The 18,685-nt window shown below is 65.0% G+C and carries 17 protein-coding genes; 7 read left to right on the forward strand and 10 right to left on the reverse strand.

The genetic code is table 11. From position 1 onward, the window contains the following. Positions 1-79 precede the first annotated feature (79 nt). Together VFA08_04245 and VFA08_04250 are read left to right on the forward strand one after the other, a co-directional pair. Complete coding sequence (locus VFA08_04245) at positions 80-1,720, forward strand: GMC family oxidoreductase (protein HYZ12799.1); 1,641 nt, start codon at positions 80-82, stop codon at positions 1,718-1,720. Positions 1,721-1,739: 19 nt separating this feature from the next. Beyond that, positions 1,740-2,726, forward strand: a complete 987-nt coding sequence (locus VFA08_04250; GenBank protein ID HYZ12800.1) for an aldo/keto reductase — start codon at positions 1,740-1,742, stop codon at positions 2,724-2,726. A 29-nt stretch (positions 2,727-2,755) separates the two neighbouring features. On the opposite strand, the gene VFA08_04255 is transcribed toward VFA08_04250, so the two are convergent. The 9 genes from VFA08_04255 to VFA08_04295 are packed head-to-tail and all read right to left on the reverse strand — an operon-like array spanning position 2,756 to position 12,058. Then, entirely contained in the window at positions 2,756-4,060 is a 1,305-nt protein-coding gene (locus tag VFA08_04255) for a DUF4910 domain-containing protein (protein ID HYZ12801.1), read from the reverse strand. A gap of 4 nt (positions 4,061-4,064) precedes the next feature. Beyond that, positions 4,065-5,345, reverse strand: a complete 1,281-nt coding sequence (locus VFA08_04260) for a class I SAM-dependent methyltransferase (GenBank protein HYZ12802.1) — start codon at positions 5,343-5,345, stop codon at positions 4,065-4,067. 1 nt (position 5,346) lies between these two features. Beyond that, a complete protein-coding gene (locus VFA08_04265) occupies positions 5,347-6,330 on the reverse strand; it encodes a GHMP kinase (GenBank protein ID HYZ12803.1) in 984 nt (327 codons plus the stop codon). A 19-nt stretch (positions 6,331-6,349) separates the two neighbouring features. Continuing rightward, the gene (locus VFA08_04270; protein HYZ12804.1) at positions 6,350-6,823 is read right to left on the reverse strand and encodes a dTDP-4-dehydrorhamnose 3,5-epimerase family protein; all 474 of its coding nucleotides are present in this window, start codon (positions 6,821-6,823) and stop codon (positions 6,350-6,352) included. Continuing rightward, complete coding sequence (locus VFA08_04275) at positions 6,796-7,854, reverse strand: SDR family oxidoreductase (protein ID HYZ12805.1); 1,059 nt, start codon at positions 7,852-7,854, stop codon at positions 6,796-6,798. Before VFA08_04275 ends, VFA08_04270 begins: the two co-directional genes overlap by 28 nt. After that, positions 7,851-9,080 (reverse strand): HAD-IIIA family hydrolase, encoded by a 1,230-nt coding sequence (locus VFA08_04280; protein HYZ12806.1) that lies wholly within the window; start codon positions 9,078-9,080, stop codon positions 7,851-7,853. The genes VFA08_04275 and VFA08_04280 overlap by 4 nt, the downstream gene beginning before the upstream one ends. Continuing rightward, positions 9,077-9,682, reverse strand: a complete 606-nt coding sequence (locus VFA08_04285) for an SIS domain-containing protein (protein HYZ12807.1) — start codon at positions 9,680-9,682, stop codon at positions 9,077-9,079. The genes VFA08_04280 and VFA08_04285 overlap by 4 nt, the downstream gene beginning before the upstream one ends. Before the next feature lie 12 nt (positions 9,683-9,694). Next, positions 9,695-10,540, reverse strand: coding sequence for a WecB/TagA/CpsF family glycosyltransferase (locus tag VFA08_04290; GenBank protein ID HYZ12808.1), 846 nt, complete (start codon positions 10,538-10,540; stop codon positions 9,695-9,697). Between the two features lie 3 nt (positions 10,541-10,543). After that, complete coding sequence (locus tag VFA08_04295) at positions 10,544-12,058, reverse strand: sugar transferase (GenBank protein HYZ12809.1); 1,515 nt, start codon at positions 12,056-12,058, stop codon at positions 10,544-10,546. 445 nt (positions 12,059-12,503) lie between these two features. On the opposite strand from VFA08_04295, the gene VFA08_04300 reads away from it, so the two are divergent. The 3 genes from VFA08_04300 (at position 12,504) to VFA08_04310 (ending at position 15,122) form a co-directional block, all read left to right on the forward strand. After that, a complete protein-coding gene (locus VFA08_04300) occupies positions 12,504-13,826 on the forward strand; it encodes a UDP-glucose/GDP-mannose dehydrogenase family protein (protein ID HYZ12810.1) in 1,323 nt (440 codons plus the stop codon). Beyond that, positions 13,826-14,767, forward strand: coding sequence for a UDP-glucuronic acid decarboxylase family protein (locus VFA08_04305; protein ID HYZ12811.1), 942 nt, complete (start codon positions 13,826-13,828; stop codon positions 14,765-14,767). Before VFA08_04300 ends, VFA08_04305 begins: the two co-directional genes overlap by 1 nt. Before the next feature lie 82 nt (positions 14,768-14,849). After that, positions 14,850-15,122 carry an LPXTG cell wall anchor domain-containing protein gene (locus VFA08_04310; GenBank protein ID HYZ12812.1) on the forward strand — a complete coding sequence of 91 codons (273 nt, stop codon included), beginning with the start codon at positions 14,850-14,852 and terminating at the stop codon, positions 15,120-15,122. 68 nt (positions 15,123-15,190) lie between these two features. On the opposite strand, the gene VFA08_04315 is transcribed toward VFA08_04310, so the two are convergent. Then, entirely contained in the window at positions 15,191-17,134 is a 1,944-nt protein-coding gene (locus tag VFA08_04315) for a DUF4012 domain-containing protein (GenBank protein HYZ12813.1), read from the reverse strand. Between the two features lie 333 nt (positions 17,135-17,467). Between VFA08_04315 and VFA08_04320 the strand changes: the two genes are divergently transcribed. Next, positions 17,468-18,211: a sugar transferase gene (locus tag VFA08_04320; GenBank protein HYZ12814.1), complete on the forward strand. Its 744-nt coding sequence runs from the start codon at positions 17,468-17,470 to the stop codon at positions 18,209-18,211. Between the two features lie 31 nt (positions 18,212-18,242). Then, positions 18,243-18,599, forward strand: a complete 357-nt coding sequence (locus tag VFA08_04325) for a hypothetical protein (GenBank protein ID HYZ12815.1) — start codon at positions 18,243-18,245, stop codon at positions 18,597-18,599. Positions 18,600-18,685 lie beyond the last annotated feature (86 nt).

An 18,685-nucleotide genomic window follows, 5' to 3' on the forward strand; every position in this document is an offset into this window, starting at 1 on the left:
CACAGGCACTGTTGGTCGGAATCGGTACCTCTGCAATGCCTTACGCTACAAACGTGCGGCACATCCGGTCAGGACGCTCATGATCGTCGACGGACGCACCGTGACGCAGGACGACGTGCTGCGGTTCGATGTCTGCGTCATTGGGGCAGGCCCCGCCGGCATGCTGGTCGCCAGCCAGCTGGCCGGTAAGGGGATGCGCGTGTCTCTCCTCGAACGCGGCGACGACGACAGCGGTCGTGGCCGGACGCACACTGCGCGTAATGCCGGAATCGAATATGACGTCGGGCAATCACGCGGATTCGGGCTGGGAGGAACGGCGAACAAGTGGGATCTCCACACCCCTTGGGGTGATCGATTGGCCCGATTCCGTGAGCTCGACGAGGCCGACTTCGCCCCGCGCGATTGGGTACCGCACAGCGGCTGGCCATTCCGCAAGTCCGAGCTGCGGCCGTTCTACGACCTCGCGTGGTCATTGTTGGGATGCCCGCCAGGATTCCTCGACGCTCTCTGCAGCCACGGAACGGGCCCGAACCCCTTCCAAGATCACGACGGGATCGTCCAGCAGTGTCTCTTTGTGCTCGCGTCGCCTCTTTTCGCCGAGCGGCTGAGAGCCGACCTCGCGGGGTCGGCAAGTGCGACGGTGCTCACGAACTCGACGGCGGTGGACATTCGTTGTGACGCGTCGGCGTCTCACGTTTCATCCGTGGGTGTGGCGACCCAGGGGTCCAAAGGGTTCTCCGTTGACGCCCGCGTCTTCATCCTCGCCGCTGGTGGCATCGAGAATGCGCGAATGCTCCTCGCGTCTCGGTCCCGACATAGTGAAGGTGTGGGCAACGGGCATGGTCTGGTGGGTCGATTCTTCATGGAGCATCCACTCTTCGTGTCTGGCGTACTGCATCCCAAGGATTTCAGCGCGTTCGACGATCCCACGAGCTTTGACTCGCACCTACACGACGACATTGTTGTACGCATGAGCTACGCCCTCCATGAGGACGTGATCCGTCGGGAGCGACTGTTGCGATCGTACTTCGTCTTCGAGCGCTTCTTTCTCAACGCCCGCGTTCGCAGAATCTACGCGAGCGAATTTGCCGCGCGATCGCTTCGGGCGGCGGCGAACGTCCGTGCGACGTTGATGGGGCGAGCGAGAACGTCCAACTTCGCCGAAGAGATCCGACGCGCAACCTTGGGCTCCCACCATATCGCCAGATTCGGGCTCGACTTGACCCGCGAGAAGGTTCTCCGACGTCTGAACCCCCGCCATCGAGGTCCACAGGTCTTCCGCATCCTCGCGATGGCCGAGCAGGTGCCGAATCCCGACAGCCGAGTACGTCTGACATCCGCCAAAGACGAGTTTGGTGTGCCGATGGCTCGACTGGATTGGCGACTGACCGACCAGGACGTCGATAGCTATGAGCGGTCCCAGAACCAACTCGCGGAGCGGCTTGTCGCGGCCGGACACGAATCCATCGACTCAATCGTGAATCGGACGTCTCTTCCGAACGTGCTGAGAGGTGCACATCACCACATGGGTACGACCCGGATGTCGGACGATCCTCGCCGCGGAGTGGTGGACCGCAACTCCCTCGTCCATGGGGTCGACAACCTGTACGTCACAGGGGCATCGGTCTTTCCGACCGGGGGCTACGCCAATCCGACCCTCACCGCGATGGCACTTGCTCTACGGGTGGCTCATCATTGCGAATCCTCCGCAGTGAGCTGAAGCAGCCAGTGCCGCCCTGATGGGACGAACGGACGGCGTTGTTGAGATTCCCCTGCGCCGCCTGGGGTCGCAGGCGCCGACGATCTCGGTCATTGGGTACGGGGCATGGGAGGCCGGGTCCACCGAATGGGGAGCGGCTCCTCCAGACGCCCAAGTCGTTCAAGCGATGATCACCGCTTTCGAAACGGGCGTCACCTGGATCGACACGGCTGAGATCTATGGCTCCGGTCGCTCCGAGGAGTTGGTCGCGAAGGCAATAAAGACATGGCCCGACATCAAGATCTTCACGAAGGTTGCATCCGCGCCTCGTGGCTCGGGCTACCGACCTGGCGACGTTCGTCGCGCTGCAGAAGCGAGCCTGCGGCGGCTGGGCCGCGATGTGATCGATCTCTACCAGCTCCATTGGTTGGACGAGACGGACACACGGCTCGAGGAGACCTGGTCCGCGATGGCCGCTCTCGTCGATGCCGGACTCGTGCGGTGGATAGGGGTTTCAAATTTCACTCAGGCGGCCATGGAGCGCTGCGAGCGGATCCGCCACGTTGATTCGTTGCAACCTCATCTGTCGATGCTCTGGCAGGAACGTCTGCCGCTGCTGTCGTTCTCGAGTCGGAATGGGACTGGCGTGATCGCATATGGCCCACTCGCATTCGGCCTCCTGACGGGAACGATCACCCGCCGGACGCGCTTCCCTCAAGGCGATTGGCGATCGGGATCACGCGGCTTGCGCGCGTACGATCAACTCTTCGCGCCCCATAGGCTCGACCGCAACCTCGAGGTCGTCGAGCGACTGAAGCCCATCGCCGATCGGCTTGGCACATCGCTCGCGAAGCTCGCGCTCGCCTGGGTCCTTCATCAGCCCGGCGTCACGGGTGTGATCGCCGGTTCGCGTGCGCCCGACCACGTGAGAGAGAACGCGTCGGTTGGGTCCGTCAGGCTCGACCCGTCCGTTCTCGCGGAGATCGGATCTGTTCTGGAGCTGAGAGGCGAGCTGACTCACCAATGAACGTGCGGCGTCGGCAGCAAGGTTCAGCGTCAGCGAACGGGTTTCAGTAGCCCTCCATCGAGGAGGGCTCCCGCAGCGTTCTTGACGAGCCCGAACGGCAGGTTGGCTCGTTCGGCCACGTTCAGCAGGGTATTGCGCCCGTCAGAGAGGTTGAGAACCCACAGCCGCCCCATGAGTTCGGCTGAAACGCCTTGCGCCCCAACACTCGGGTACAATCCGCGCTTCCCGAGCTGGGGCTCGCCTTTCGGGCTCAGGTTGACGCAGATCCCGTCGTTCTCGAGCACGTCGATGATTTCGAGGTAGATGCGGAGGGATTCCGCCAGAGCGGCAGGCCGGACGAAATCCAGGTCGTCGCTCGACGTGTGGTACTCGGGATACTCGCCATGCAGCCCCCGAGTCAGCGATCCGACGGGAAGGTCGAAGCCCGGAGAGCAGTACTGCCTTTCGTCGTACCCGTATGGGGAGAAGTCGACGATCCGGTAGGCGTAACCCGAGTGCTGGAGGACGTGAGCGGCGGCCCGATCGATCGGCGCGTCGCCGCGACGGCTCCTCTTGTACGTGAATGCTCCGGGCGCGCCGACTCCCGTCACGACGAGGCCGTGTTTGATCCGGTGAACCCGATCTTCGTTGGACGCGAGCCAGGTGATCGGTCCAATCGTGCCCGGCACGAACAGGAACCGGTACGAGTACCGAAGTGACATGTCTTGGAGGTGCTCGATCAACTGCGTCGCGAGGGCGATGCCGGACAAGTTGTCGTTGGCCAACGACGGGTGGCAGCAGTGGGACGAGATCAGGACCTCCTCCTCCGTGCCACCCGGCAACACCACCTCGCCGTACGTCAAGCTCCCAGGCTCGAGCGACGAGTCGATCCGGACGTCGTAATCGCCGTCGGCAAGCTGCTGCAGTCGCTCATCCTGCATGCAAAACCCCCATGCCTCCGAGTAGTAGGAGGTCCGGTAGGGGATCACATCGGGCTGATCGGGAAGCGTGTGCACGTGCTCCTTGAGCTCCGACAGCGACATGCGTGCATCGACGGGAACGCTGTAGCCAACGACATGAAGGTTGTGCTGGCGGAAGTCGACCACACGACGTCCATCCTGATCGGCGATGTACGCATCGCGGATGTTCCACTCGTTCGGCACCGTCCAATCGAATACGTGCGTGCCCGTCTGGACCTCGTGAACGTCCATCGGGACTCGCTTCGCGATGCGGCGCAACGTTTCGCGGAGACCGTCGCCGGTGATGCTTCGACAGATCGGGAACAGCTCCTCGACGAACCCGAACATGCGCGAGCCGCTCGTGCCCGGGTCGAAGCCGTGAAGGAAGTCGCGCATCGACTCAGCGCGCCGAGACTGCCTCGATGTCCTCGTGCGTCAGTTCGAACGGCGTGGGGATCGGCACGATGAAGCGCCCCCCACGCCTACGGTACTCGACCTGCTGCTGCACGATCTCGTCGACGAAGTTCCACGCGAAGAGCACGACCGCATCGGGTTGATCCTTAAGGAGTCGCTCCACGGGCACGATCGGTATGTGCGATCCCGGAGTGAATCGTCCCTGTTTGAGCGGGCTGCGGTCGACGATGTATCCGATCTTGTCAGGGCCGATCTCGAGGTAGCTCAGAAGGGTATTGCCCTTGGCCGGGGCGCCATACCCGACCACGCGAACCCCCGCGCTTCGTCGATCCTCCAGCATCCGAGACAGGACTCGCTTCACGTTCGCCGTTCGTTCCGCGAACGCCTCGAACGTTTGTTTGCGCCCGAGGCCGCGCTCTCGTTCGACGGCCAGGATCTGTTCAACTCGAGCGTCGGGGTCTCGCTCGCCGTTCCGCTGCATCGTGACCCGAAGCTGCCCGTGATGAAGGGGAACCCGTTCCGCGTCGACGACCTGGAACCCATGCTGCTCGAGCAGGCGCATCAATGGACCCAGGGACCAGTACGACACATGCTCGTGGTAGATGGTGTCGAAAGCTCCCTGTTCGATCATGTCGAGCAGGTAGTGGGCTTCGATGACGAAGGCACCACCGGGCTGGAGCGCCTTCTCGATCCCCTCCATGAAGTCGTGGAGATCGGGGATGTGCGGGAACGTGTTCGTCGCCATGATGAGCGCAGCCCGCCCCCACCGGTCGACGATCTCGTCGGCCGAGCGCGAGTCGAACAGATCGACGTATCGCTCGATGCCGGTATCTCGTGCCAGATCGGCGAGGTTCTTGGCCGGATCGACGCCGAGCGTCCGGACGCCGAAGCGTTGAAACCCCTCCAGTAAAGCACCGTCGTTGCAACCGATGTCGACGACTAGATCGTCTGTGGTCAGCCCGCGGCGGTCGCTCATGATCGCGCTGAGATCGAACAGGTGTCCTCGGAGCGTGTCCGACGCCGAAGAGACGTACAGGTAGTCCTCGAACATGTCCCTGGGCGGCACGACCTCGGACAGCTGGACGTGAGAGCAATCGGTGCAGTACGCAACGCGGAGCGGGTATGCGGGCTCCGGCATCTCGAGTTCCTCGCGCGTGAGGAACCGGTTCGCTAGTGGGGTCGAGCCGAGATCCAGGAACGGCTTCAGGTCGTTCGACCCGCAGACGATGCACGCCTCGATGGTGCGAGTCGAGCCGAGCGTGAGCATCTCAGCCCGCCGCCGGGACGATGATCTGCGAGCCGTGGACCTCGTGTTCGATCGGCACCTCCATCAACTCCGACAATGCCTCGCGCACCCGCGCCTTCTTCTCGGGCTCGACGACGAATAGAAGGAACCCACCGCCGCCTGCGCCGCAAAGCTTTCCGCCGATCGCCCCAGCATCGGTCGCGCGCTCGTACCACCCGTCGATCTGGGAAGTGGTGATCGTGCTCGCGAGCTCGCGTTTCAGGTGCCACCCCTCATCGAGCACCCGGCCGAAGTCGAGGACATCCAGACGCCCGTTAGAGGCGATCGTCTGGAGCTCCTGGGCGTGGTCACGCATCTTCCGCAGCAGCTCCATCTTGTGCTCGGTGTTGCGCTGCTGTTCGGCGAGTACGGACTCCGCCGAACGCTGGTGGCCGGTCCAGAACATCACGAGACTCCCGAACAGCCCCTGAATGGTGTCGTCGCTGACATGCTTCTGTTCCACCATGACCGAGCCGTCGGACTTGAACGCGAAGTAGTTGAGGCCTCCGAACGCCGAGGCGTATTGGTCCTGCTTGCCGATCGGCTGCTTCAAGACGTCGATCTCGATATGTGAGGCCTCCTCCGCGAGGCGGCCGGGACCCACTCGTTCCCCTCGATATGCGTGCAACGCGTTGAGCAGACCTACGGCGAAGGAGCTCGAGCCGCCCAGCCCTGAAGACGCCGGGAGATCGCCGACGGTGCTGATGTAGATGGGCGGATCGATATCCAGGAACTTCAGGCACTCTCTCGCGATGTCGTTCTCGATCTCCTCGATCGACTGGACCTCTTCGCTCTTGGAGTAGTTCAGTCGTATGGGCTCGAAGAAGAGCTCGCTGTGAGGTTTGATCGTGACCCAGACGTAGCTGGAGATCGCCGTGCTGAAGACGGCGCCGAACTCGCGTTCATAGAACGCCGGCAGGTCACTCCCGCCGCCCGCGAAGCTCACACGGAGGGGGGTCCGGGTCACGATGATCCTCGGGGCGAAGCTAGCCATGGCGCAACGACCAGTCATAGGGGATGTCGGAAGTGAACGGGTCGATCCGCTCGATCTCCTCGGGGTCGTGAGGCTCGGTGGCGCAGTTGGCGAGGATCACGGGCTTGTCGCCGTAGGCCTTGTATCCATTGGCAATACCCGGGGGGATCTGGACGAGAGAGTAGTTGTCCTCGCCGATGAACACCTCCTGGAGCTCCCCTCTCGTCGGCGAGCTCTCACGCAGGTCGTACATCACGAGCTTCGCCCGGCCGGAGACGACGGCGTTGTTAACCGTCATCGAGCGATGCACGTGCCAGCCCTTGATCGCGCCGGGCCACGCGGTTGAGAAGTAGATCTCCCCGAACGCGATGAAGTGCTCGTCCGTCGCCTTCAGCATGTGCATGATCTTCCCGCGCTCGTCGACGATCTGCCGGAGCGGGATGATCCTCACGCCATCGATCACGATGTCGCCTCTGCGCGCGCCCATCTGAGGTGCCCGTCGAGCCGCCCGTCGGAGAGAAGGCTCCGCAACCACGAAAGGCGCGTAAACCGGGGATCCCGGTACATCGCTTCCGTAAGCCCCACTCGGCGAAACGATTCGTACAGATCGTGCGCTCCGGACTTCGCGTCCCACCGGAACTCGAAGTCCGGGAACGTCCTCGCGAACTTATCGAAGTTCGCTCGGTACGTTCGCTGATCGGCGTCGCCGCGTGCTTGGACGGCGAGCTCGGAGCCAGGAACCGTCGCGGTCGCGATCTCTGCCAGCTCGATCACCTGGTGGTTGAGGTGGTTCGCTCCCGTGTTGAACGCCTGCCCGTGGATCACTTCCGTCGGAGCCTCGAGAACCGCTACGAAGGCGCGAGCGACGTCCTCCACGTGGACGACGGGCCGCCACGGCTTCCCGTCGCTGAACACCGTCACTTTGCCCGTCGCGGACGCCGAGCCCAAGAGGTCGTTGAAGACAGTGTCGAACCGCATCCGCGGCGAGACGCCGTACACGGTGCCGTTTCGAAGGAAAACCGGTGAGAACCGATCGCCCGCAAGCTCGGCGATGGCCTGCTCCGCGTCGACCTTCGACCTCGCGTACTCGGTCTGGGGCGCGAGCGGGGACATCTCGTCGACCTCGTCGGCCGAAGACATCCCGTACATGATGCAGGACGAGGAGAACAGGAAGCGGCGGACGTCTGCCTCTCGCGCCAGCTCGGCGAGCCGCACAGACGCGCTGAGGTTGATCTGCTCCGTCCAACGCTGGTCCAGGTTGCCGATCGGGTCGTTGCTCAGCGCGGCGAGGTGGATGACGGCGTAGAGCGACCTCAGATCTTCCGGCACGACATCCCGGATGTCCTTCTCGATGGTTGGGACATCGACGGGGTCCGGGACGAACGTGCAGTCGTCGAAGTACCCGATGTCCATGCCAACTACGTCGTAGCCGGCCTCGAGCAGGTGGCGGACCATCACGGACCCGATGTAACCGCGGTGCCCGGTCACGAGCACGGGTAGGCGGGTCGATTTCGTCACGATGGCTCCAGGGTTCCGTCGATCAACGCGCGGGTCAGGTGGAGTAGCGACGACCGTTCCGTGACCATAGCGAAACGACAGCCCGCCGCTCGGGCGGCTTCTGCGTCGCGGTCGTCGTCCCCGAGGAACCACGTCCTCGTCAGATCGAGGTGGTGGTCACGTTGCGCCTGGAACAGCATTCCCGGCCGCGGCTTGCGACACTCGCAGCCCGCGTTCCAGTCGTGTGGGCAGTGATATGTCCCGTCGATCCTCCCGCCGGCGGCCTCGGCGTCGGCGCGCATCTTCGCGTGGATCGCTTCGAGATCGACCTCCGACATGAGGCCGCGTCCGATCCCCGCCTGGTTCGAGACGACGATGACGCGGTAGCGGGCCGAGCGCAGTGATCGGAGCGCTTCCAGAGCGCCGGGAAGCCACCTGAACTCGTCCGTGCTCGTGACGTACCGTGCGCGTGCAGGCTTGTCGTTCAGGACTCCGTCGCGGTCCACGATCACCGTCGGCGTCATAGCAAGGAACGCATCGGTCAGCGGGAGGCGCTCGTGCGAGCCCACGCTGTAATACCGGTGATCCGACACGAACGCCGAGAGCTGCCGCTGCGCGACGAGCGACGGATAGACGGCCTCCTCGAACAGCATGTCTCCTTCCGGGAACAGTTCGAGTACGGACTTCGGCACGATCGCATAACTGATCTCGACGCCTTTGAGGCCTGGTGTCGTTCGGGATCTGTCGAAGGTCGTCACCGTGCCGTTGTCATCGACGATGACGCTGTCTCTCGAGTAGCCGTCCTTGTTGCTGTAGACGGTGATCTGAGCTGCTGCCCCCGATTTCACAAACGACGTCCAGACGCGATCCATCTGGAGCGGCCAGTAGTTGTCGCAGTAAAGGAGCAGGAACAGATCGTCGAGAAGCGATTCCGCTACGCGCACACGATGGACCGTGAGCGCCTCTGGGTCCGTGGTGGAGTACGAGATCGAGACGCCCCATCTGTGACCGTCTCCGAAGTGACCTTCGATCACGTGCGGCAGGTACCCGAGGAGCATCAGGATGCGCTCGAACCCCTGATCACGCAGGAGCTCGACGACGTATTCCAGGAATGGTTTGCCGTGGAATTCGATCATCGGTTTCGGGCGCGTCTGCGTGAAGGGGAGCATGCGCGTCCCACGCCCCCCCGCGAGAACGACGGCCTGCGTCGGCCGATCCGTGTAGCTCGGTGGTGCCTCCACCGTCACCGCCGCAGCGCGTTTCGCCCGCTCGTGTTGTCCGCGATGAGATAGGAGGTGACGATATCCGTCACGGCGGAGTGGCCAGTCTCGGCGAGGCCGTACGCACCGACGTCCGTTGGCAGCCAAACGAAGTCGTCGACAGCCTCCTTGAGGATCCCTCCGTCGAACCCGAGCAGCGCGATCGTCGTGACGCCGTGCTCCCTGGCAGTATCGACGGCGCGGACGAGATTCGGAGAGTTTCCGCTTGCAGAGATCACGACGAGCACGTCGCCCGCCTGCGCGAAGTTCTCCAGCTGGCCGGCGAAGACACGGTCGTAGCCCTCGTCGTTGGCGAGCGCTGTGACGAACGAGGCGTTGTCGGTGAGGCTGACGGCACGGATCGAGGGGCGCCCAGCGGCTCTCGTCGCCTTGCAAAGGTCGTTCACCCAGTGTGCTGCCGTCGCTGCGCTGCCTCCGTTCCCCGCGACGAACACGGTCGCGCCCTCTTCCCGCGCCAGGCGCAGCCGCGCAACGAGGCGTTCCACGGCATCGACGTCGATCGCGTCGAGGACCTTGTGTAGCGCGTCCAGGTAGGTGATCAGCAGCGGGGTCGATGGGGTTTCGGGCATGTCGCTCCTCGGTTAGGTCGAACTGCGGTCGTGGGCTCCAACACGTTCGGTGCCTTCGTGTCGGCCGCGGCTTCGAAGCCGCCGCCTGAGCGCGTCACGGGCCAAGAGCCATAGGAAAATGGCGTTGCCGACGATGTACCTGCGTGCGAGGCGACGCGGCTCGACTGCCAAGCGGAACAGCCATTCCAGCCCGATGTGACGCAGGGCGGTCGGGGCAGCGGCCTTCGTGCCCGCGAGGTAGTCGAACGCCGCGCCCACTCCCACCATGACAGGGACGTCGACGCGTTCGGCCAACTCGGCCATCAGCAGCTCCTGCTTGGGGGCGCCCAGGCCGATCCACAGCACGTGGGGCCGCGTCCGCCGGAGCTCGTGCTCCAATTCATCGACGGGCCAACCGCCGTGTGCCTCGGCGAACGGTGGAGACGCGGCACCGACGATGGTGACGCCGGGCACGAGGTTCTCGAGGCGGAGTCCGGCACTAACTGCAACGCCGGGCGCGCCGCCGTAGAAGAAATGCCGCAGCCCTCGGTCGACACCGATCGAGGCGACCGCGGGGATGAACTCGATCCCCGTCACCTTCTCCGTCTGGATGTGGCCGCGGCGGCGGAGGATCCAGGCGAGCGGCATCCCGTCGGGAACCGACAGATACGCCCCGTCGACCGCGGCCCTCAACGCCGCCGAACGCTGGGACTCCACAGTCGTGTGCACGTTCGTTAGGCACACGTATGCGCCGGGCTCGCCGTCGAGCGCTCGCTCTACGACGGCCTCGGCTGCTCGCGCCTTGCTAACGGGATCGACGCGCTGTCCGAGGACGCGTTCGACCCAAGGCAAACCCACGGCAGTCGTTGTGGCAGACATCCGTCAGTAGGCCCCTTTGCGCATGAGGAGCGCGCCGATCGTCCGCAGCAGGATGTAGGCGTCGAGGACGGGCGACCAGTTTTCGATGTAGAAGTGGTCCATCCGGATCGCGTCCTCGTGATCCTCGACGTCCGATCGCCCCTGGATCTGCCACCATCCCGTGATCCCCGACCGAACCTCGTGTCGAGGACCGAGCAACTCGATGTTCGCGGAGACCTGCTGGGCCGGGAGTGGCCGCGGACCGACGAGGCTCATGTCGCCAATCAGCACGTTGAACAGCTGAGGGAACTCGTCGATGCTCCACCGACGCAGGATCTTGCCAACCTTGGTTAGTCTCGGGTCGTCGCCTCCGAGCTTGAAAAACGGCGCTGACGTGTTGAACCCGTTCACTTCGGCGAGCTGTTCGGCGCCGTTCGCCATCGTCCGGAACTTGTACATCACGAACGTGCGCGCTCCCTCTGTCACACGCTTCTGCTTGAACAGCACCGGCGAGCCAGAAGTGACTCGGATCGCGATCGCCGCAACGAGAACGACGGGCGAAGTCACGATGAGGCCGATGGCAGCGAGTCCGATGTCGATGCCGCGCTTTATGAACCGCTGGGAAGCCGAAAGGCCTGCCGGCTTCATGCTCAACACGACGCCTTCGTTACCGAGCGGCTGCGCGGTCAGCCGCGAGGCGAGGACACCCGACAGGTGCGTGTAGATCCGCACGATGATCCCCTCTTGCCGCGCGGCTTGCATCAGAGCGAGCATCTGACGCCGGCCAATCGTCGTCGACGCCATGAAGACGCAGTCGGGTTGGTACTCCCGGAACACGGATCGAAAACGCCTAACGCGTTCGTTCGTCGAGACGGACGCGGACGCGATGATCGGGCTGTTCGCGTCGATCCATCCAAGCGGCAGAAAGCCCGATCCCGGCGTCCCGAGGGCTTCGAGCGGTTCCTGCACCTGATCGCCGCTTCCGATGATGAGCGTGCGCATCGTGAGCAAGTCTGTCGCGCGTAGGCGCGCCACGTATCGGCGCACGACCATTCTCGTCGTGAGCTCGAGCACCAGAGCGATGCCAAACGTGATCGCCATCCACGACCGCGATAGGTACACCTCGGTCCAGAACGTCAGCAGGATCAGAAGCACGATGCCGATCCCGACGGCGATCGCCGTGCGTCGGAATTCCTCCAATGCGGACAAAAGGTGCGGCGCATAGAGGCCGAGGGCGTGGAACACGGCCGGCCACAACATCCCACCGAGGGCGATCTGTACGAGGTACTCCCATTCAGGGACGACCCCGAAGCGCAGGGCGTGTGCGACCAACAGGGCCACCGTTAGGCACAACACGTCGAGGGGCAGCAGGAGGAATCCGAGGGACCGGTACCGGGCAAGCGTGTTGGTGCCCACGGTGTGCTCGACGGACCCATCGACCGGCATGCCGTCGGGAGGAAGGACTACGCCAGTTAGGTCGACGGTGGAGTCGACGTCCGGCTGGGGGAGGACGATGACCTCGTCCGTGATCCGAGGCACGGTCTGGCGGGCTGTCATCGGCGGGCCGTCATCGGGTGAACCTCCGGATCTCGTCAATACGGGTATTACGTCGTGCGCGTGGAGCCGGCTGCCACGGCGGTCATCCGACGTCGTATACCCGTCTGATGCTGCGTTCGACCGTCACCCTCGGTAAAGAGGGAACGGCCCGACCGGGGGGAAGGTTGCGAAATTCCGCTTCCTCCGTCGAACGACCTCGGCCGGTCCTCCGAACGTTTTCCGCCGTTGTCCCTACGTAAAACCGAGGCTGAGGGTAGGACGCGCACAGCGTTCTCGCAACCCTAACCTTTGGACGATGGACGAATACGAATGTAGGCGGGAGGATGTACGACGAATGGGGGACAAGCTCGGACTAACGGCCTACAGCCAGGGCGCATCTCCCTCGGTACGATGCCTGGCTCCGTCCTGGGCCGGGTAAGGGGTCGCAATGCGAGTCGTCGTCGTCGGTACCGGTCATGTTGGATTGCCCACTGCGGCAACCCTGGCGTCGTTCGAGCACGACGTCGTCGGTGTCGACGAGGACGAGGAGAAGATTCGCGGGCTCCAACGAGGCACCACGCCATTCTTCGAGCCTGGGCTCGCCGAACTTATCGAACGCGGAGCGCGTACTGGCCGCCTTCGGTTCTCCGTCGACGCCGCCGAGGCGATCCCGTCGGCAGAGGTCGTCTTCCTCTGCGTCGGCACCCCCGCCCGAGCGTCCGGAGACGCGAACCTCGTCGCCGTGGAGCGATCGGCCCGTGGGATCGCGCCGCATCTCTCGCCGGGGGTCGTCGTCGTCAAGAAGTCGACCGTGCCGGCGGGGACGGCGCAGCGGCTGCGTCAGGTGCTGAGGATGACGCGGTCCGACCTGGCCGAGGACATCGAGGTCGTGTCGAATCCCGAGTTCCTCCGCGAGGGTCAAGCCGTGGAGGACTCGTTCCATCCTGACCGGATCCTCGTCGGTGCGCGATCCGCGCGCGGCTTCGAGACGATGCGCCGGCTCTACGAGCCGTTGATCCGTGACGGGGCGAAGCTGATCGAGACGGACATCGAGACCGCCGAGCTCGCGAAGCACGCGAGTAACGCGTTCTTGGCGCTGAAGGTCTCGTACGCCAACGCGCTTGCGCGCGTCTGCGAGCTCGCGGGGGCCGACGTGACCGCGGTCGCCGACGTGATGGGATCTGACCCCCGCATCGGACGAGCGTTCCTGGACGCGGGACTCGGTTGGGGCGGGTACTGCTTCCCGAAGGACCTCCAGGCGTTCGACCGGCTGTCGTCTCGCCTCGGCTATGACTTCGGCCTGCTTCGTGAGGTGGAGCGGATCAATAACGAGGCGATCGACGTGGCCGTCGAGAAGGTTCGGGACGCCTTGTGGAACCTCGAGGACAAGCGCGTCGCGCTGCTCGGCCTCTCGTTCAAGCCTCGAACGGACGATGTCCGCCTGTCGCCAGCGCTGTCGCTGGCGCGCCGTCTGATTGCCGAAGGCGCGGCGACGGTCGGATACGACCCCGAAGCCGGGGCGAACGCGAAATCGGAGGTGCCCGATCTCGAGGTGGCGCCGAGCGTCTACGACGCCCTCGACGGCGCTCACTGCATGGTCGTGTGCACGGACTGGGACGAGTTCCGCTCGATCGACCTGCCACGGGCGAAGGAGCTGATGGTGCACCCCATCGTCGTCGACGGCCGGAACATGTTCGACCCTCAGATCATGCGGGCATATGGCTTCGTGTACCACGGGACCGGTCGGGCGTCCCTTTCCGAGGGCGGCTGATGCCTCGAGCGCTTGTGACGGGGGCGGCGGGATTTCTCGGATCGCACCTATCCGATCGACTGCTTGGCGAAGGCTGGGATGTGATCGGCTTCGACTCGCTCCTCACCGGCCGGGCGGAGAACCTCGGCGATGCGCTATCGAACGGGCGGTTCCGATTCGAGCAATACGACGTGACGAACTACCTCCACGTCGACGGCGATCTCGATTGGGTCCTCCACTTGGCGTCGCCGGCGTCTCCGACGGACTATCTGGCGTATCCGATCCAGACGCTGAAGGTCGGGGCGTTGGGGACGCTCCGCGCGCTGGGGCTGGCGAAGGCGAAGCATGCGGGTCTGCTCCTGGCGTCGACGTCGGAGGTCTACGGGAACCCACAGGTTCACCCGCAGCCCGAGACGTACTGGGGGCACGTGAACCCCATCGGGCCGCGCGGCGTCTACGACGAGGCCAAGCGGTACGCGGAGGCGATGGTGATGGCCTACCACCGGTCGCACCGTGTGCCCGTCAAGATCGTCCGCATCTTCAACACGTACGGCCCCCGCATGCGCCGCCGCGACGGCCGTGCCGTGCCGACGTTCATCGATCAGGCCCTCCAAGGATCGCCGTTGACGGTGCACGGCGACGGCTCGCAGACGCGATCGCTCTGCTATGTCGAGGACCTGGTGGAGGGCATCTGGCGGCTCCTGACGTCGGACGTCGTCGCCGAACCGGTGAACCTGGGAAATCCCGAGGAGGTGAAGGTCCTCGACCTGGCACGGACGATCACCTCGCTCGCCGGCAGTCGTTCCGACGTCGTCTTCGTCGACCGGCCCGTCGACGATCCGGACGTTCGATGCCCGGATATCCGCAAGGCCACGACGGCGCTCGGGTGGATGCCTCGCGTCCGGCTCGCCGACGGTCTCGAGCGCACGATCGAGTGGGTCCGCGCCTTGACGACTGCTTGACGTCGTTGCAAGCGTGAGTATGAACGGCGTAGGGTGTGGGTAACGTTCCCACGCCGAAGTCGCGAAGGAGAGGGTGGTAGGTGTGAAGAGGTTCGGGTACGCGCTCATCGGTGCTTTGTCCGTGACGCTGCTCACGGCGATGCCTGCGCTGGCCCAGTCGGTCGTTCCGCCTGGCACGGACGTGGGTCCGCAAGTCATCGCTCGCGCCCCCGAGAACGTGGTTCAGGCCCCCGGCGGCGTGGCGTTCACCGGTTCTGAGGTCACGCTGTGGATGGTGCTCGCGGCCGCGCTCCTCGCGGTCGGCCTGACGGTGTACGTGCTGGGCCGGCGCCGCGCACGCGCAGGCGCGAAGTAGCTCGCACCGCTATGACGCGCAGCGACCGCTGCTCGATTCAGGGCGTCTTCGCGTAGGTCGTCTTCCGATCAGAGGTCGAAGACTCGGGCGTTGAGGAACCGCAGCGTGTTGCGCCACAGCCTGACCGGAAGTGACGGTCCGAACTCGACCTCGACGTCCAGGCGTGGCGCGGCTCCCCCTCTGTAGACGGCTGCACCGCCGCGGACCGTAAGCGGAGCCGTCACTGACGTGATCTGCATCCCTTCGGGCGGCTCGACGCGGATCTCGAGCGTGGACGGGCGAACGGTTACCTGACTGGCGAAGGTCATCCGGAAAACGCCGCCGGAGCTGTTCCCCTCCCACGCAGCCGGGTCGTCCCAGGTCAGGTGGAGTGCTTGTGCGTCGCCGCTCGGGACCGCGTAGTAGTGGCGAATGTAGCGTTGACCGAAATCCACCCCAAACTGCACGTCTATCGGCGATCCATCGAGCTCGGCTCCGTTCTCCACCGGCACGCAGTCCGTTCCGCAATAGACGGTTGACAGCGCCACGCTCTCACCGGCCTCGATGGTGCGGAGGATCGGCCCGAAGTACGCGCCGCTCTGCGGGAACGGTCCGATCACGTATGACGGCTCTCCTGACGTGGGCGCGTGGTTGCGGAGCGTGAGGTCGAGCACGGCGTTGGCGCTCCCGTCGTCATCGAGCGCGACTGCGTACGACACGTCGCGCTCTTGGAAGTAGTCGACCTTGGAGCCCGCGGCGCTCGTTACCACGACGGACACGAGATCGTCGTCGGCCCTCGGTGGCCGGAGCGTGCCACCGACGGGCGTGTCCGCGAGGCCCTCCTGCATGTCGCGGTCGACCGAGTAGACGAGGAGATGCCGACCAGATGCGGCGTCGACGAGCTTTCGAAGGTCGTCGACGTCCGTGGACGGCTGCTCGACGAATCGCTTGAACGCCGCCCTGGCGACGTCGCCCAGGATGCGCTTTCGTTGCGTGGGGTCGCCGAACAGCGAGTAGGCCTCGTTCGTCGTGAACGGCACGACGTTCTCCGCATCGACGGACACGCCGTACCCGGGGACCTTCACGGGTCCGGTGGCCTCGAGCAGTGCGGCGAGCGCGAACGGATCCGCCACGATGACGCCGTCGAGCCGCGTCCCCGTGGCCGCCTCGTACGAGGCGATGATCGCCTGCGAAACGGACGGGAAGTCCGGCATCACGTTGATAGCCGTCCAGAACAGCCCGTGCTTTCTGAACTGCTCGTATGCCGCGAAGCCCTCGTTCGGTGACGGCAGGCCCGGGGACTGCGCCAGACGGTGTATCTGCTTGAACGGTGAGAAGTGGAACTTCCCGTCTTCGATCCGGAGGAGCGAATACGCGCCGATAAGGCCGCCCGTCCCGCGAAGCTCCGCCGGGTTCTGCGCTCCGAAGAAGTACGTGCGCGCGTGATCCGCTCCGAGGAACCGGGGGAGCCCGTGTAGGAGAAGGGCGAGGGCATGGATCTCGCCTCGGATCTCGGCGGCCTCTTCGTCCGCGTCGCGCAGGGCGCCGGCAACGGGCTCCAAGACGAGCGAGTCGGTCGTGTGCGCCAGCCGAGCGGCAGCCTCGCCCATGAGAGCGTCCGCGCGTCGAGCCGCCTCGGCGAGCGGGACGAGCGTGTCGAGCGGGAGCGCTCCGGCCCTGGGCGTGAGTCCGGCCAGACCTTCAGGGACGGACGCGATCGCGTCGGTAAGGACGATAGCGGCGTCGGCCGCCGTCCCCGCCGACGCTGCCATCGTCCTAACCGCGTCACTCGTGCGGCCGATGCCCGGTATCCATCCGGCGGCGTTAACAATGGGACCGTTCGCCGCATCCTCCGCGTTCGCGAACGAGGCGCGTCCTTCGCGGAACGACGTTGCCGCAGCCTGCACATCTCCGGCGAGCAGATGGCTCCGGCCCTGCTCCATCGCGGCTCGCCCCTGCTCGAGGTCTTGGCGGACGGAGAGCATCGTGAAGGCGAGCGAAACGCCGAGCGTGGCGAGGACGGCCACTGCCACCAGGAGTGCGATCTTGGCCCGGCGGCGTCGCTGCGGGCGCGGCCGGTCTCTTGCCTCGGCGACTTGCCCTCTTGGCGGCGTTCGTGGCTCCGACACAGGTCTCCGGTTGTACAGGGGTGGGGACGGCCAATGCTACTTAGGCGTCCCGAGCAACTCGCGGCATGCCCTTCTCGGCGCTTGCGTGTTTGAACGTTGAGCAACCGGGAAATGTGTCCCCCGAAACACGTACAGTGCACTACGTCGGCCGAACGGGTTAACGTCAGGGGCGCCGTAGGCCGAACGGCCGGGTCGGTGACGCTTGGGGTTGCGTCGGTTGCGGCGCGAGGGGGATGCATGCAGGAGGAACTGCCGGACATCCAGGCCGCCGAAGCGATCGCGGTAGCCCGGCCGGCAGCTCCACCCCTTACAAGGCCCTCACTCGAGCTCGTCGCGGGAGAACGCGACGCCGGCCGTATCGGACTCCTCGTTGCAGCACCCTGGCAACTTGTCGTGAAGCGGACGATCGACGTGGCGATCAGCCTCGCGTTTCTGCTCCTGCTGTTGCCGGTCTTAATGCTGATCGCAGGTGCGGTCAGGCTCACGTCCGCGGGACCCGCCCTGTACGTGCAGGAGCGGATGGGGCGCGATGGCCGTCCGTTCCGAATGTACAAGTTTCGCTCGATGCGGGTCCGGCACGGCTTGACACGCGATCAGTTGCTGGAGATGAACGAGGTCCGCGGCCCGGTGTTCAAGATCCGCCAGGACCCGAGGCTCACGCGCGTTGGACGGTGGCTTCGAGCCTCGTCGCTCGACGAGCTTCCCCAGTTGTTCAACGTATTGCTCGGCGACATGAGCCTGGTCGGACCGCGGCCGCCGCTCCCCGAGGAGTACGCGGTGTTCGGGCCGCGTGAGCGGGGCCGGCTCTCGGTGAAGCCCGGACTGACGTGCATCTGGCAAGTGAGCGGGCGTTCGAACCTCGACTACGACACGTGGGTGGAGATGGATCTGGAATACATCTCCACGTGGACGCTGCGACGTGACCTTGAGTTGATCGTCCGAACGATCCCCGCTGTGATCACCGCCCGCGGCGCCTACTAGCGACAGACTCCACACGTTTGTCCGATTTGGATTGGGGTGTGACCTCCAGACCGAGGAGCGGATCCGCGAGCGCTTGGAAGCGACGGATGGATGCGGCGAGATCGCCATGGTCGGATCTCTCGATCCGACGAGCGCCCGGCTCGGAGAGCGCGATATCCAGGATCGCTCTCAACTGCTCTTCCGATTCGACGAGGTCGACATCACCCGCCCGCGCGGCGCGACGCGCGAACAGCAGCTGATGGTCGTCGACATGCTCACCGAGTGCCCGGCGCCTGGGCACCACGACGGGCTTTACTCCCGCCCGCCGGCAATCCATGATCGTGGCCGGCCCACCGTGGCACACGACGGCGGCTGCGTTCGACATCAGGGAACGAAGCTCGTCACGTGATACGTACGATGCCCATGCCGCCACGCGAGGTGTAACCGTCGACGTCCCGACCTGAATGAAGCACTCGATTGACCACCTCGCCGAAC

It is taken from the genome of Actinomycetota bacterium (assembly GCA_035640355.1).
GTDB lineage: Bacteria > Actinomycetota > UBA4738 > UBA4738 > HRBIN12 > CALGFI01.

Coding starts and splice junctions, on each gene's coding strand:
- VFA08_04245 (HYZ12799.1), top strand. CDS start 80: ATGATCGTCGACGGACGCACCGTGACGCAGGACGACGTGCTGCGGTTC.
- VFA08_04250 (HYZ12800.1), top strand. CDS start 1,740: ATGGGACGAACGGACGGCGTTGTTGAGATTCCCCTGCGCCGCCTGGGG.
- VFA08_04255 (HYZ12801.1), bottom strand. CDS start 4,060: ATGCGCGACTTCCTTCACGGCTTCGACCCGGGCACGAGCGGCTCGCGC.
- VFA08_04260 (HYZ12802.1), bottom strand. CDS start 5,345: ATGCTCACGCTCGGCTCGACTCGCACCATCGAGGCGTGCATCGTCTGC.
- VFA08_04270 (HYZ12804.1), bottom strand. CDS start 6,823: ATGGGCGCGCGCAGAGGCGACATCGTGATCGATGGCGTGAGGATCATC.
- VFA08_04285 (HYZ12807.1), bottom strand. CDS start 9,682: ATGCCCGAAACCCCATCGACCCCGCTGCTGATCACCTACCTGGACGCG.
- VFA08_04290 (HYZ12808.1), bottom strand. CDS start 10,540: ATGTCTGCCACAACGACTGCCGTGGGTTTGCCTTGGGTCGAACGCGTC.
- VFA08_04300 (HYZ12810.1), top strand. CDS start 12,504: ATGCGAGTCGTCGTCGTCGGTACCGGTCATGTTGGATTGCCCACTGCG.
- VFA08_04305 (HYZ12811.1), top strand. CDS start 13,826: ATGCCTCGAGCGCTTGTGACGGGGGCGGCGGGATTTCTCGGATCGCAC.
- VFA08_04320 (HYZ12814.1), top strand. CDS start 17,468: ATGCAGGAGGAACTGCCGGACATCCAGGCCGCCGAAGCGATCGCGGTA.